The 12,158-nt window shown below is 68.4% G+C and carries 15 protein-coding genes and 1 tRNA gene; 7 read left to right on the top strand and 9 right to left on the bottom strand.

The genetic code is table 11. The annotated features are described in order from the left end of the window. Nucleotides 1-68 precede the first annotated feature (68 nt). Nucleotides 69-1,247, bottom strand: coding sequence for an esterase-like activity of phytase family protein (locus ABZ463_RS35825; protein WP_352012865.1), 1,179 nt, complete (start codon nucleotides 1,245-1,247; stop codon nucleotides 69-71). A 106-nt stretch (nucleotides 1,248-1,353) separates the two neighbouring features. Between ABZ463_RS35825 and ABZ463_RS35820 the strand changes: the two genes are divergently transcribed. Together ABZ463_RS35820 and ABZ463_RS35815 are read left to right on the top strand one after the other, a co-directional pair. Then, nucleotides 1,354-1,827, top strand: a complete 474-nt coding sequence (locus ABZ463_RS35820; RefSeq protein WP_352012866.1) for a SigE family RNA polymerase sigma factor — start codon at nucleotides 1,354-1,356, stop codon at nucleotides 1,825-1,827. After that, nucleotides 1,824-3,128: a hypothetical protein gene (locus tag ABZ463_RS35815; protein ID WP_362783402.1), complete on the top strand. Its 1,305-nt coding sequence runs from the start codon at nucleotides 1,824-1,826 to the stop codon at nucleotides 3,126-3,128. Before ABZ463_RS35820 ends, ABZ463_RS35815 begins: the two co-directional genes overlap by 4 nt. A gap of 640 nt (nucleotides 3,129-3,768) precedes the next feature. On the opposite strand, the gene ABZ463_RS35810 is transcribed toward ABZ463_RS35815, so the two are convergent. Next, nucleotides 3,769-4,410, bottom strand: a complete 642-nt coding sequence (locus ABZ463_RS35810) for a response regulator transcription factor (protein WP_352012868.1) — start codon at nucleotides 4,408-4,410, stop codon at nucleotides 3,769-3,771. Between the two features lie 559 nt (nucleotides 4,411-4,969). Then, entirely contained in the window at nucleotides 4,970-6,196 is a 1,227-nt protein-coding gene (locus tag ABZ463_RS35805; protein WP_352012869.1) for a histidine kinase, read from the bottom strand. Between the two features lie 141 nt (nucleotides 6,197-6,337). Here ABZ463_RS35805 and ABZ463_RS35800 point away from each other — a divergent pair, with 141 nt between their 5' ends. Beyond that, nucleotides 6,338-6,910, top strand: a complete 573-nt coding sequence (locus ABZ463_RS35800; protein ID WP_352012870.1) for a hypothetical protein — start codon at nucleotides 6,338-6,340, stop codon at nucleotides 6,908-6,910. Here ABZ463_RS35800 and ABZ463_RS35795 read toward each other — a convergent pair. Next, entirely contained in the window at nucleotides 6,837-7,205 is a 369-nt protein-coding gene (locus ABZ463_RS35795; RefSeq protein ID WP_362783398.1) for a transposase, read from the bottom strand. The two genes, ABZ463_RS35800 and ABZ463_RS35795, sit on opposite strands and share 74 nt — an antisense overlap. Before the next feature lie 203 nt (nucleotides 7,206-7,408). Between ABZ463_RS35795 and ABZ463_RS35790 the strand changes: the two genes are divergently transcribed. Further along, nucleotides 7,409-7,711 carry a metalloregulator ArsR/SmtB family transcription factor gene (locus tag ABZ463_RS35790; RefSeq protein WP_352012871.1) on the top strand — a complete coding sequence of 101 codons (303 nt, stop codon included), beginning with the start codon at nucleotides 7,409-7,411 and terminating at the stop codon, nucleotides 7,709-7,711. A 108-nt stretch (nucleotides 7,712-7,819) separates the two neighbouring features. Then, nucleotides 7,820-7,892 (top strand) — tRNA-Arg (locus ABZ463_RS35785). A 77-nt stretch (nucleotides 7,893-7,969) separates the two neighbouring features. Here ABZ463_RS35785 and ABZ463_RS35780 read toward each other — a convergent pair. Both ABZ463_RS35780 and ABZ463_RS35775 read right to left on the bottom strand, forming a co-directional pair. Continuing rightward, on the bottom strand, nucleotides 7,970-9,268 hold the full coding sequence (locus ABZ463_RS35780) for a site-specific integrase (RefSeq protein WP_362783395.1): 1,299 nt from the start codon (nucleotides 9,266-9,268) through the stop codon (nucleotides 7,970-7,972). Then, the gene (locus ABZ463_RS35775; RefSeq protein WP_362783393.1) at nucleotides 9,265-9,801 is read right to left on the bottom strand and encodes a hypothetical protein; all 537 of its coding nucleotides are present in this window, start codon (nucleotides 9,799-9,801) and stop codon (nucleotides 9,265-9,267) included. Before ABZ463_RS35775 ends, ABZ463_RS35780 begins: the two co-directional genes overlap by 4 nt. Before the next feature lie 151 nt (nucleotides 9,802-9,952). On the opposite strand from ABZ463_RS35775, the gene ABZ463_RS35770 reads away from it, so the two are divergent. Together ABZ463_RS35770 and ABZ463_RS35765 are read left to right on the top strand one after the other, a co-directional pair. Continuing rightward, nucleotides 9,953-10,150 carry a hypothetical protein gene (locus ABZ463_RS35770; RefSeq protein ID WP_362783390.1) on the top strand — a complete coding sequence of 66 codons (198 nt, stop codon included), beginning with the start codon at nucleotides 9,953-9,955 and terminating at the stop codon, nucleotides 10,148-10,150. Nucleotides 10,151-10,325: 175 nt separating this feature from the next. Continuing rightward, nucleotides 10,326-10,631, top strand: a complete 306-nt coding sequence (locus tag ABZ463_RS35765) for a helix-turn-helix domain-containing protein (RefSeq protein ID WP_362783387.1) — start codon at nucleotides 10,326-10,328, stop codon at nucleotides 10,629-10,631. A 103-nt stretch (nucleotides 10,632-10,734) separates the two neighbouring features. On the opposite strand, the gene ABZ463_RS35760 is transcribed toward ABZ463_RS35765, so the two are convergent. The 3 genes from ABZ463_RS35760 to ABZ463_RS35750 form a co-directional block, all read right to left on the bottom strand. After that, nucleotides 10,735-11,079, bottom strand: coding sequence for a hypothetical protein (locus ABZ463_RS35760; RefSeq protein WP_362783384.1), 345 nt, complete (start codon nucleotides 11,077-11,079; stop codon nucleotides 10,735-10,737). Continuing rightward, nucleotides 11,076-11,489: a hypothetical protein gene (locus ABZ463_RS35755; RefSeq protein WP_362783381.1), complete on the bottom strand. Its 414-nt coding sequence runs from the start codon at nucleotides 11,487-11,489 to the stop codon at nucleotides 11,076-11,078. The genes ABZ463_RS35760 and ABZ463_RS35755 overlap by 4 nt, the downstream gene beginning before the upstream one ends. A gap of 115 nt (nucleotides 11,490-11,604) precedes the next feature. Beyond that, on the bottom strand, nucleotides 11,605-12,066 hold the full coding sequence (locus tag ABZ463_RS35750; RefSeq protein WP_362783378.1) for a hypothetical protein: 462 nt from the start codon (nucleotides 12,064-12,066) through the stop codon (nucleotides 11,605-11,607). Nucleotides 12,067-12,158 lie beyond the last annotated feature (92 nt).

Genomic DNA, 12,158 nt, shown 5'->3' with positions numbered 1-12,158 from the left:
CGCGATCCGCCGTGCGGGGCCTCGCGGAGGCGGGAGAGCGATACGTCACACGGCCCCTCCGCGCCGGTTCAGGAACGGTGGACGCGCGGGTCGGCCCTCAGCGGGCGCGGCAGCCGTACGGTGATGAACTCGTCGTTGTCGGGTTCGCCCGGAGTACGGCCCGCGGAGAACGGGAAGTTGTTGTCGTTCAGCACCCCCAGGGTCCGGTCGTCGAGGATCACCACGTCCTCGATGGTCTGGAACGGGAAGCGGAAGGTCTCCCCGAACCCGCCGAGCCCGGCCGGGTTGGCCAGGTCGAGCAGGTCGGCGACCAGGGTCTTGCGCCCGTCGCGCAGGTCCACCTGGTAGATCCGCTTGAACGCCGCCGCGTCCCCCTGGAGGTTGTCCCGCTCGATGACCAGGAAACGGCTCCCGTCCACCGCGATCATGTCGCCGATCGCGTTGCCCGGACTCTCCAGCCGGTAGGTCCACCGCCTGCCGGTGTAGGAGCGCGAGCGCAGGTCGAACTCGTTGATCCGCAGTGTCCCCGCGGGGTCGCCCGCCACGGTCCCCTCAAGCAGCGGGTAGAGGGTGCGCCCGTCGACCGAACGGGCCATGCCCTCGAAGCCCTTGCTTGAGGCGAGGTTCGGCTGCTCGCCGTTCAGGGACGGGTTCTCCGGCGCCCTGACACCGGGCAGCGGGACCGGCGTCTCAAGCAGCCTGCCGGTGGCCGAGAAGTGCAGCAGGAACGGGCCGAACTCGTCACCGATCCAGTAGGTCCCGTCGGAGGTCCGCACGATCGACTCGACGTCGAAGTCGGCGCCGGTCAGCTTCCGGTCGGGGCGGGTCAGCGGCCAGGTCACGCGGCCGTCGGGGTCGCTCAGGTCGAACCCGCCGAGCACCCTGACCGTCCCCCGCCGGAGGTCCGGCCTGATCCGGTGGACCCGGAGCAGGAAGTCGGCGCTGTTGGCCTTGGCGCCGTAGCCGTTGTCCGACAGCACGTCGAAGGTGCCGTCGCCACGCCGTACGACCCCGCTGAAGCCCTGCACCGGCTGCCCGGGGAAGGGCGGGGTCACCCCGTTGACCGGCGCCGTGCCGAGCTGGGCGCCCGAGGGCTCGCTGCCGGGCACGAACGTCCGGGCAGGCAGCGAGGCGAACCCCGTCAGCACGGCCCTGCCGCGATCGGGCCGGTGGTCGGCCACCGCGGGGGTGGACATCGTCAGCGCCAGTACGGCGGCGCCGACCGTGATCGCCATGCGTCGTCTCATGGCGGCACGCTAGGCATCGCGGATGAACGGGCGGTGGTGCGCCGCGGGCCGTACGGAGAAGAAATCCGGGGTGCAACAGATGGGCGGGGTCATACGTCCCTGGAGCGTGGAATTCGCCGATTTCGTCGCCGCGCGCGGAGACGCGTTGTACCGGTACGGATACGTCCTGACCGGCAACGCCGAGGACGCGGCCGACCTGACCCAGGAGGCGTTGATGCGCTTGGGGAACGCGTGGCCCCGGATCAAGAAAAAAGATGATCCGGAGGGATATGTCCGTACGACCATGGCACGGCTGCACATCAGCATCTGGCGCAGGCTGCGCAGGGAACGGCTGGTCGCGGCCGTTCCCGAGGGAGCCCACGCCGACGTCCACCCGGACGAGACCGGCCTGTGGAACGAACTGCGGGGCCTGCCGCCGAAACAACGGGCCGTGCTGGTCCTGCGGTACTACGAGGACCTCTCCGACCAGGAGATCGCCGACCTGCTCGGCATCTCCCGCGGCACGGTGCGCAGCCAGGCGTTCCGCGCCCTCGAAAAGCTCAGGGTCCGGATGACCCCCGTGAAGGCGGAGGCGTTGTGACGAACGACAGGAACGAGGCGGACCTGATTCGCGTACTGGCCGACGCAGCCGACCACGCGCCCGCCCTCACCCGGGACCTGGCCGGGGCGGTCCGGGTAAGGACCCAGGCCAGACGGCGCACCCACAGGGCGCGGGTGGCGCTCGTCTGTGCGGCCGTGGTGGCGATCGCGACAAGCCCTTGGGCGATCAGAGGCGTCCTTCCCGGCGGGAGCGGACCGGAAGGCGGTGTGTTCGCGGGCGCCTCCGAGGCCCCCGGCACGGTCGAGGTCTCCAGGAGGCCCATCCCGCGTCCCGTCTCCGAGGTCTGGCCCAAGGCGGTGTCCAGGATCCCGACGAAAGCGGCGGACGGTCTGACGTACCAGCCCGCGGCGGCACTGAGCCCGACGACGCTGCTGCTGATCGCCGAGTCCTCCTTCGAGAGGGCGGCCAGGCTGGACACCTACGACACGACGACGGGCCACAGCGAGCCACTCGTCCGGCTACCCTCGCCCGAGGGCAGGCGGAACTACTACGTCCAGAGGATCGAGGTGGGGACCGACACCATCGCCTGGTGGGGCGACGTCCAGGACGACGACACGTGGGCCGACTTCTGGGTGGCCCCCAGAACAGGCGGTACGGCCAGGCAGGTCGGCGAGGTCACGGGGGCGCTCGCCAAGGTGGAGGGGTTCGGCGTCACGCGGGACTCCCTGGTGTGGTCGGTACGCGGCGGCGGGGTGTATCGCATGCCACTGGAGGGCGGCGCCCCCCAGCCGGTTCCGAGGGCGGAGGGACTCACGCTGATCTCATGGCCCTGGGCGTCCGACGTCTCCCTGCACGACGACAGGAACCAGACGAAACTGGTCAACCTCTCCACAGGGCAGACGCTCCCCGTCAACCCGCCGGAGGGAGCCGAGCAGTTCCGGTGCGGTCCCGTCTGGTGCTCCGGCCTGACGAAGGAGGGAAACATCGTGCAACGTGTCGACGGAAGCGACCGCAGGATCCCATCCGCCTTCTCCGGTCCGTCGGCGGCTCCTCTGCGCATGCTCACGACGGGTTTCCTGGGCCCCGCCCAGGGTCCGAGCCCCCGCCTGTCGGTCCTCTACGACCCGGAGACCGACAAGGCTGCGGGATTCGGTGAGCGAACCACGAAGGACCAGGGCTGGTACGGCGTCGGCAGGTCCTCCACGCTCCCTTCGGTCCTCTACACGACCCCCAAGGGGATCATCCCGAAGGGGCCGGACGCCTCGGAGCCGACGTGCGAGGAGAAGTGCACGACGGAGAAATACCTCGTCGTCAACCTCCTGGCCATCCTCACCCCCTGACTCGTCACCACGCTCTTTCCGGCCACCGACAAGACGCCGACGACCGAAGGAACCAGGCCAGACACCCCCGATGCCTCCCGCAGCCGTCCCCGACCCTCTCGGGGTTCGTCCGCACGGAGGCCAGGACACAGGTTCCGGCATCGTCCGGTGCCCCGGCGTTTCGCCCACGCTGAGGCCGGGGGCCGTCAGGACCGGGCGCTTCGCGTCGCCCGGTCCCCCCGCCGCCGGGGCCGGGTGGTCGTGGATGGGGGCCGGGTGGTCACCACAAGGGGCCGGGTGGTCGTCAGGGCCGGGTTCTCCGTGTCACCCGGCCCTCCCCATCGGGGCCGGGCGGTCGCTCTGGCGGGCAGGGCGGTCGTGGTGAGGACCGGGTGGTCACCACAAGGAGCCGGGCGGTCACTCTGGCGGGCTGGACGGTCGTGATGAGGGGAATGGGCGGTCACCATCGCGGGCCGGGTGGTTGTCACGGGTGGGGCGGGCGCGGGAGAGAGGTCAACCGGCCTGACGGGAGTATGAGGACGCGGATGGGGAGGGGCGAAGCCGTACTGAAAGGGGCGCACCGTATTGAAAGTGGGCGGCCCCGTACGGGAGCCGTACGGGGAGGGGCGGGGCTGTACTGGGAGGGGCGAGGTCGTAAATATCAGGAGATGTCGGGGGACAGTTCCTGGGCGAGGATCGCGGCCTGGACGCGGCTGCGCAGGCCCAGTTTGTTCAGCAGCCTGCTGACGTGGGTCTTCGTGGTCGCCTCCGCCATGTCCAGTTCGACGGCGATCTCCGCGTTGGACAGGCCCCGGCCGATGCACGCCAGCACCTCGCGTTCGCGCGGCGTCAGGCCGCCGACCTCCGGGACCGGCCCGCGCGTCGGAACCGCCCCCCTGAAGGCCGCGATCAGCCGCCGGGTCACCGTCGGGGAGATCAGCCCGTCCCCCCGCGCGACCACCCGCACCGCCTCGACCAGCCCGTCGGCGTCGGTGTTCTTGAGCAGGAACCCGGCCGCCCCGGCCCGCAGCGCGCCGAAGACGTACTCGTCGAGGTCGAACGTGGTCAGGATCAGCACGTCCGTGATCCCGCTCAGCGCGCGGGTCGCGGAGATCCCGTCGAGCCTGGGCATCCTGATGTCCATCAGCACCACGTCGGGCCGCAGGTCACGGGCCATCGCCACAGCCCGCTCGCCGTCCTCGGCCTGACCGACCACCTCGATGTCGTCGTGCCCGTCGAGGATCAGCACGATCCCACTACGCACCGCCGCATGGTCGTCGGCCACCAGAACCCTGACCGTCACAACACCCTCCCCCCGGGCCCAGTACACACCCTCCGACGCTCGCACACCCCGGCCCCAAAGACCGCCACGGCACTCTTTCTCCGGGCGACATCGCCGATGGTCCGGCGTGACCCTGTGTCCTTGTCCGGGCTGGTCGTGGGGGTCGTCCTGGTGTTTTCCCGCCGAGCGGTTCGGCGTGGGCCCGCGTTTTTGTCCGGTTCGGCCTTGGAGGTTGTCACGGAGCTTTCCCGCCGGACGGGTCGGCGTGGTCCGGTGCCCTTGTCAGGCTTGGCCTCGATGGTCGTCATGGTGCTTTTTCTTCGAACGGTATCGATGGTTCGGTGCGCTTCGTATGGCCTGGTCGTGGGGGTCGTCCGGTGCTTTCCCGCCGGTTGGGCCGATGTGGCACCGCGCCCTTGTCCGGCCTGGTCCTGAAGGTTTCTTCGGGTGGCATGGTCGCCGGTTCGGTGCGCTCTGTTCGGCCTGGCCTCGGAGGCCGTCACGGCGCTTTGCCGCCGGGCGGTGTGGTCGCCGGTTCGGTGTGGGCTCGTTCCCCTGCCCGACTTGGTCCTGGAGGTCGTCACAACACCATCCCTCCAGGCAGTACCGAGGACTCCTCGGTCGGCAGTTCGGCGTGGACCCGCCAGCCCTCCTCGTACGGCCCGGCCTCGAAGGAGCCGCCGACCAGGCTCGCGCGCTCCCGCATCCCGACGATCCCGGCCCCGGCGCTGGGCAGGTCGGGGGAACCGTACCGCCTGGAGGCCCTCCTGGCCGCTCCCACCGGGTTGTCGGCGACCAGGGTGATCGTCCCGGCGCCGTACTCGACCACCAGATCGACCTTCTCCTCGCCGTGTTTGAGGGCGTTCGTCAGGGACTCCTGAATGATCCGGTATCCGGCGAGATCGACGGCGGCGGGCAGTTCCCTGGGCTCGCCCTCGACGCGCAGCCGTACGTCCAGGCCCGCCTCCCGGGCCCGCGTCGCCAGCTCGTCCACTTCCGCCACCCGGCGCCGGATCGCCTCGGCCTTCTCCCCGTCCCCGCTCTGCCTGAGCAGCCCGATCATGGAACGCATCTCGGCCATGCCCTGGACACTGTTCTCCCGGACCGACTCAAGGATGCCCCGGACGGTCGCCATGTCGAGATCCTTGCGGGAGAGCACCGCCGTGGACTGGATGGCGATCGCGCTGAAGTGGTTGGCGATCATGTCGTGCAGCTCACGGGCCATCCTGGCTCGTTCGGCCTCCACCGCCTCCCGCCGGTCGAGCTCGGCCAGCCGCGCGACCTGCTCGGCTCTGGCCCGCTCAAGCTCGGCCTGGGTCCTGAACTGCCTGACGATGAGCGCGCTGACGACCGGCGCGGTGCCGAGCAGGCCGAACTGCGCCGCGGCGATCGCGAAGACCCTCACGTCATGGGAGAGGATCGCGATCACGCAGCCGATGAGGATCGCCAGGGCCGAGATCGTGCCGAACATCCACCTGCCCAGCCTGGCCGGGCCGTACAGGGCGGCGGAGTAGAGGTTGTCGGTGAAGACGACGATCGTGCCCAGGGAGTAGCCGAAGATCAGATCCAGCGTCATCCCCGTCGTGCCCAGCGCGAGGGCGCTCACCGGGTGGCTGCGCCGTACCACGACGCCGAGACAGGTGAGCAGCAGCGGGACGGCAAGCAACTGGACGGGCACGGTCGAGGGCAGGAAGGGCACGAGGTCCGCCAGGGCGGCCGACAACGGCTGGCGGTTGTAGGCTCCGGCGGCGAGCAGGATCAGCCCCATCACCAGGGCGATCACGGCCCACAGGGCGTCCCGTCTCATGGGTTCCATCCCATCATCCCGAGGCCGGCGACTCATCCGGCGGCGGGCGGGTTCGTCGTACACACAAGGATGTAGGCGGGGCCACGGACTTCGTCAGCGCAGACGATGCCCGAACCGGGGGCACGCGCCGATCCTTGAACCATGGTTCTGGCGGTGATCATCGGTTGCGAGATCGGCTTCTGGGTTCTTCTCGGACTCGGTCTCGTCACGCGTTACCTGCTGCGCATGCGACGTCTCAGTACGGCCCTGCTGCTCGCGGTGCCGTTGCTCGACGTGATCCTGTTGGCCGCCTCGGTGGTCGACATCCGCGGCGGCGCCGAGGCGGACTGGCGCCACGGTCTGGCCGCGGGCTACCTCGCCTACTCGATCGTCTTCGGTCATCGGACCCTCAAGTGGGCCGACCAGCGCTTCGCCCACCGCTTCGCCGGAGGGCCGCCGCCCTGGAAGCCCCCACCCGGCGGCAAGGCCAGGGCCCGCTACGAATGGATGATGTGGCTGCGCACCGTCCTGGCCTGCGCCATCGCCGCCGCCGTGCTGTACGGCCTGGGCTGGCTGGTCGGCGACTGGTCGAAGGCGAGCGGTCTGCTGGAGTTCGGAAGCGTCCTCCCAAGGATCGTCCTCATCTCCCTCCTGTGGCCCCTCAGCTACACCCTCTTCCCCAAGAAGGAAGCCCCTGTGGAGAACTCCGTTCCCTCGGACCACTCCGTTCGGTAAGGACCCGGGGCCGCTCCCATGGGGGCTGTTCTTTCGGGGGCGTTCTCAACGGGTGACGGGGAGTCGTTCTCTTGGCGGGTGCCGCTGCCCGGGGTCCGGGTCGTTCTCTCGAAGGGCTCCGTTCGCTGGTGGGGTGCCTGGGGGTTTCCGGACAGGCGGCTTTGCGGGTGTTGATCCAGTGGCGGTTCATGCCGAACTCCCGGGCCACCGCGGCGATGGAGCGAGGGCCGTCCAGCACCATGCGGACGGCTTCCTCTCCGAACTCGGGCGAGAACTGCCTGCGACGTCGCGTCACGTGTTTACCTCTTCCAGGCTCTCGGTCAGGACTGTCCGGAAATCGTTGAGCACCCCAGTACTCGCTGAGCACTACTCGTGTCCACAAGCCGCACAGGCCCACATGTCCGGAGAAACCCAGGCGCCCCACTGAGCCACTGGTGCATTCATACGCGTCAAAACGGCACCATGCTCGCCAAGGCCCCGCTGCGTACCATGCGGGATATGCGTCCCCTCCAGCACCCGGATGTCTCGACGATCACACTGCCCATGATGCTGAGCGCCCTGGCCGACGAGGTCCGCCTGACGGTCGTCCGTCGGCTCGCCGAGGCCGGGGGTGTGGTCTGCGGCCAGTTCGACGTCCCCGTGAGCATGTCCACGCTCTCCCATCACCTGAAGGTCCTGCGCGAGGCCGGGCTCCTACGCGTCACGCCCGAGGGGAGTTTCCGTCGTCACGAACTCCGCCTCCCCGAGATGGAGGCCCGCTTCCCCGGCGTCCTGTCCTCGATCCTCAAGACCGCCCCCTGAGGACTTTGGGGACCTCCGGTGCCACAGCCGATAATTTGGCTGAGCACCCACCCACGCCTGGTAGAGTTATCCCCGTCGCCAAGGCCACCAGGCCAAAACGACAGGCAAGCGGCCGTAGCTCAATGGATAGAGCATCTGACTACGGATCAGAAGGTTAGGGGTTCGAGTCCTCTCGGCCGCGCATAGTGTGACCAGGGCGTTCCTTGATCAATCAAGGGGCGCCTTCGTCATTTTGTAGCAACGGGTGTAGCAACGCGCTCAGGACGCCGTTTTCCGCTGTCCGCCCGACAGGCCGACCAGGCTTCCCAGAACGCTGTCCATGCTGTCGGCGGCACTGCGCTTCACCTCCTCCAACAGATGGACGTAGATGTCGGTGGTCGTCGCCTGCCGGGTGTGCCGCAGAACGCCCTGAATCGTCTTGGGGTCAGCTCCCTCGGCGAACAGGAACGTCGCGCAGGCGTGCCGCAGGTCGTGCAGGCGCACCTTACGCCCGATCCCGGCCCGCGCGACCAGAGAGTCCCACTCCCGGTTGACGTTGCGAGGCTCCAGCGCCGTGCCGATCGTCGTAGTGAACACCAGGTCCGGATCGGCCCACATCTTCGCCGCCAGCCGCTCGGCCGCCTGAATCCGGCGGTGCTCGCGCAGCGCCTCGACCGCCACCTTCGGTAGCGCCAACGTCGCCTTCGACGCGCTGGTCTTCAGCTTCTTCTCCACGAGTTGGCCCTTGCGCTTGCCCGTCTTCTCATCCTTCTCACCACGGAGCCGCTGGACGGTCTTGGCCACCCGAGCCGTCCCGGTGTCGAGATCGGTGAGCGACCAGCGCATGCCCAGCCCCTCACCACGGCGCAGGCCGATGGACAAGAGCATGAGCCAGTAGGCCCACAGTCGATCGCCTGCGGCCTCGCCGAGGAGCTGGGCGGCCTCCTCGCGGGTGAGTGGTTCCTTCTCCTCATCCTCCGAGGCGGGCGCATCGACCAGAAGGCAGACGTTGCGCCCGAGGGTCTCGTCGTCCACGGCGTCGGCCAACGCCTTGCGCAGGACGGCGTGCGCGTAGGCGATCGTGCGGGGCGAGAGTTTGACCGGCGGCGGCAACTCGGTCTCTCCCGGCCGTAGCTTGCGACGCTGACGGCCCGAGAGCTTTTCGCCCAGCTCCAGTAGCCAGCGCCGGATGTCGCCGGTGGACAGCTCCACCAGCTTGAGGTGACCGAGGTGGGGGACGATGTGCTTCTCGACCATGTCGCGGTAGGAGTCGAGGGTGGACGCCGAGATCTTGCCCGCTGCCACGCGCTGCGGCAGTGTCTCCGTCACCCACACCTTGAGCAGGTAGTGCGCGAGCGTGTCGGTCCGGCCGACCGTCACCGGCATACCGGCGGCGATTTCGTTCTCGGCTTTCTTCTTCTTGTCGGCGGCCTCCTTGCGGGTCTTGCCGTAGACCGGCTTTCGCTTGCCGTTCGGCAGATACACCGTGGCGACCCACAGGCCGTCGGAGGCTCGCTGGAACGGGCGCCCGTCGCGATTGCCGCGCGTGCGTTCCTTTCGGGGGGACTTCTCTGTCATCCTGCCTTTCCCTTTTTCCCGGGGGGAAGGAGTCCGCGGCGTCGTGCCTCACGGACCCATCGGTGGACAGTCGTCACAGGGACACTGGCCTCCTCGGCCAGCACCGCGGCGGGACGCGAACTCTCGGCGGCGGCCGAGGCGTACGCGGTGGCCACCTCCCGATAGAAGGCGTCCGGGTCCGTGCCGTCCGGCCGACGTAGAGGCGGGCGACGCACCGTGGGGACGGGTGCGGCACTGGCCAAGCTCCGCAGGTCGTCCAGGGTGAGGCCGCCATCGGACGGCGGTGCCCCGGCCTGCTCCAGCGTCAGCGCCAGGGAAGCGAGGTCGGTGTTGGCCAGCGCCTCCAGGCGGCCGAGGGGGATCTTCCGCAAGGTGTCGGAGGCGATCGCCTCGCCCTCGATGAACATCCCGGTGACCACCCACCGGCCTTCGGCGTCGCGGTTGAACCGGACGTTCACCCTGACGCCGTCGGGGCCGGCCACCGTGGTCCACCCGTACCGCCGTGGGTTCGTTGTCTCTGATCGACTGCCCATGGCCGACACCGTACAGCGAAACCCATCGTCCGTCTAGGTTCGCCGACATACGCGCATATCTAGGCGAGCTTGCGCATCGGTGCGTGCCGTGCAAACCTCGGCGTGCGGGTATCTGTGCTCAGCGCCCGCACGAAGCAAGGAGGTGGATCGCGTGGACGATCAGCTCGCCTACCGGCCAGAACAAGCCCTGAAGGTCTTTCCCATCGGCCGGACCATCTTGTTCTCGCTGCTCAAGTCCGGAGAAATCGAGAGTTTCCGAGTGGGCCGGGCACGGTTCATCCCCCGCGACGCCCTGGAGGCGTACATGAGCCGCCTTCGAGCAGAAGCGAAGCGGCGTACAACCGAATAGGCCAAATTCTAATCCTGGGCCTTTGAAATTCCGCTAGCTTCAGAGCGCTGTTGCAGATTGTCATTAACAAGCGGCAGTTGGCGATGATCAATGCCAACTGCCGCTCACCCGAGGGGAATTCATGGCGGAGGCCATCCCAGCCCGGCGACCGGCTCGTCCGCGTGACGATCAGCTCATGCTGTTGCCGGAGATCGCCAAGTACGTACGGCGCAGCGAGAACACACTCCGGTGGCTCCGGCACCAGGGCGGCCCCGACGCTCCGCCCCTGTGGAAGCAGGGGCGTCGCCTGGTCGCCTGGAAGAGCGAGCTGGACGACTGGCTTGACGAGCAGAGGCAGGCTGACAGCAAGGCCGGGGAACGCGCATGCTCCGATATGGAGGCTGTCCGCGTTAAGGACTACGTCCGGCACCTGGTGGAAACCGCGCCACCTCTAAAGCCAGAAGTCATCGAACAGCTACGCGCGCTTCTCTTCTCATCATGACGGCAGGTCAGCCCTGGGAAGACACGCCTGGTGTTGTTTGACGTAGAGAAAGGTCAATGGTGGCTGTAGCCCGGCCCGGGGATCACCCGGGCCGGGCTGTTCTTCATCGGGAGCGCTCCCAGGGCGTGAGCGTCGGGTGAACGCTGATGTCCTGAACCGTCACGAGGGGCGGGGTGATCGGCGGTGTGTAGGCGACTGTGCCGCTGCACAGGGTCGCAGCGGCGAGCGGTCCGGCCAGGAAATCGCGGAGCCCGGCGCACCCGACCACGGCCAAGAGCGGGGTGGCTCCGTAGTTGCGGGCCGCGCGCAACGCCGAGGCGACGGCCGCGCGCCGTTCCGCAGGGGAGAGCGACGAGTTCACGACGATGACGAGCTGGTCGTCTTCGCGGTAGGTCTCCACGGCGACGCCCTCGGGCAGGTCCTCGTATCGGATGACATGCGTCGTCACGCCGCCCCCCGCACCTCGGCGGCCACCTCCCGCCATATCTGTCGGACCCGGCACCAGTCGTAAGCCTCGCGCACCATGTCGGCCTCGCGTGCTGGCCCGTGCACGATGAGTGTGACGGTCGCGTCGTCGATCAACACCTGGACCGGTGTGTATCCCAGACTGCCCGCACGCCAGGCCGCCACAAGCTGGGGCGGAGGCGTGTCGGTGAGGTCGATCCCGATGATGCCCTGCTGAATGGTGACCAACTCGCGCGTCCGCGCCAGGTCCGCCTGGACCTGGAGAAGTTGCCGGTGCAGTTCAGTGGCGGACGACGTAACACGCTCGTGCCAGGCGGTCATGGTGGTGATCTGTCGAGCACGAGCCTGAACGCGCTGTAGGGCGTCGGCTACCTCGTCGGGGGGTTGGGGCATGGTTACACACCTTTGTGCAGTTGCGGCATTCCCAGGCGCCAGAGGGCGGGTATTCCCCCTCTGGTGAAAATTCATACGGTCCGAGATCTGATCGTTATATAGCTAGCGACTATGGTCACCCGGCGCGGTTGGCGCGCTGGTCTCCCCAGCCTCTTCCTTGAGCCTGGGGAGCTTGGGAGACGGACCGCATCGCCTCGATGAGCGTGATGGCCGCCTGTCGTTCAGTCTCGGTCAGGCCGGGTGCTTCCCAGATCGCCTGGAGACCGGGGTCGGAGTAGCGGGGGGCCTCCTCGGCGTGTTCGGCCGATGTCTCGTCGGCGGCCAAGATGCGGGCCACTTCCCCTTGTGGCCACTCCAGTGCTTTCTCCAGCCCTCGCGCGGCCCAGTCGGTGATGAGGCCGGGGCCGCTGCGGATGCGCTTGAGGGTGGGCACGGAGATGTTGGCTTTCGCGGCCACGTCCTGCCATTTCAGCCGCAGGTCCTGGCGGCGGTCGTCCATCGCTTCCGCCAGGCGCTGCCGGGCGTCGTCCTCGGGCTCCATGTCCTCGCCTTTCGTCATGTGTCCGAGAGCTGTCATTAGCCAACATTAGCGCTGATGAACTGTCCAGTTCGCGAACAAGGCTCTAACCTTTTGGTTAGCCATGACGACTAGCCGTGAGCCTTAATGAG

The sequence above is a fragment of the Streptosporangium sp. NPDC020145 genome (assembly GCF_040631275.1).
GTDB lineage: Bacteria > Actinomycetota > Actinomycetes > Streptosporangiales > Streptosporangiaceae > Streptosporangium.
The sequence above is the reverse complement of the archived record's forward strand: the minus strand, read 5'-3'. Positions and strand labels throughout refer to the sequence as shown.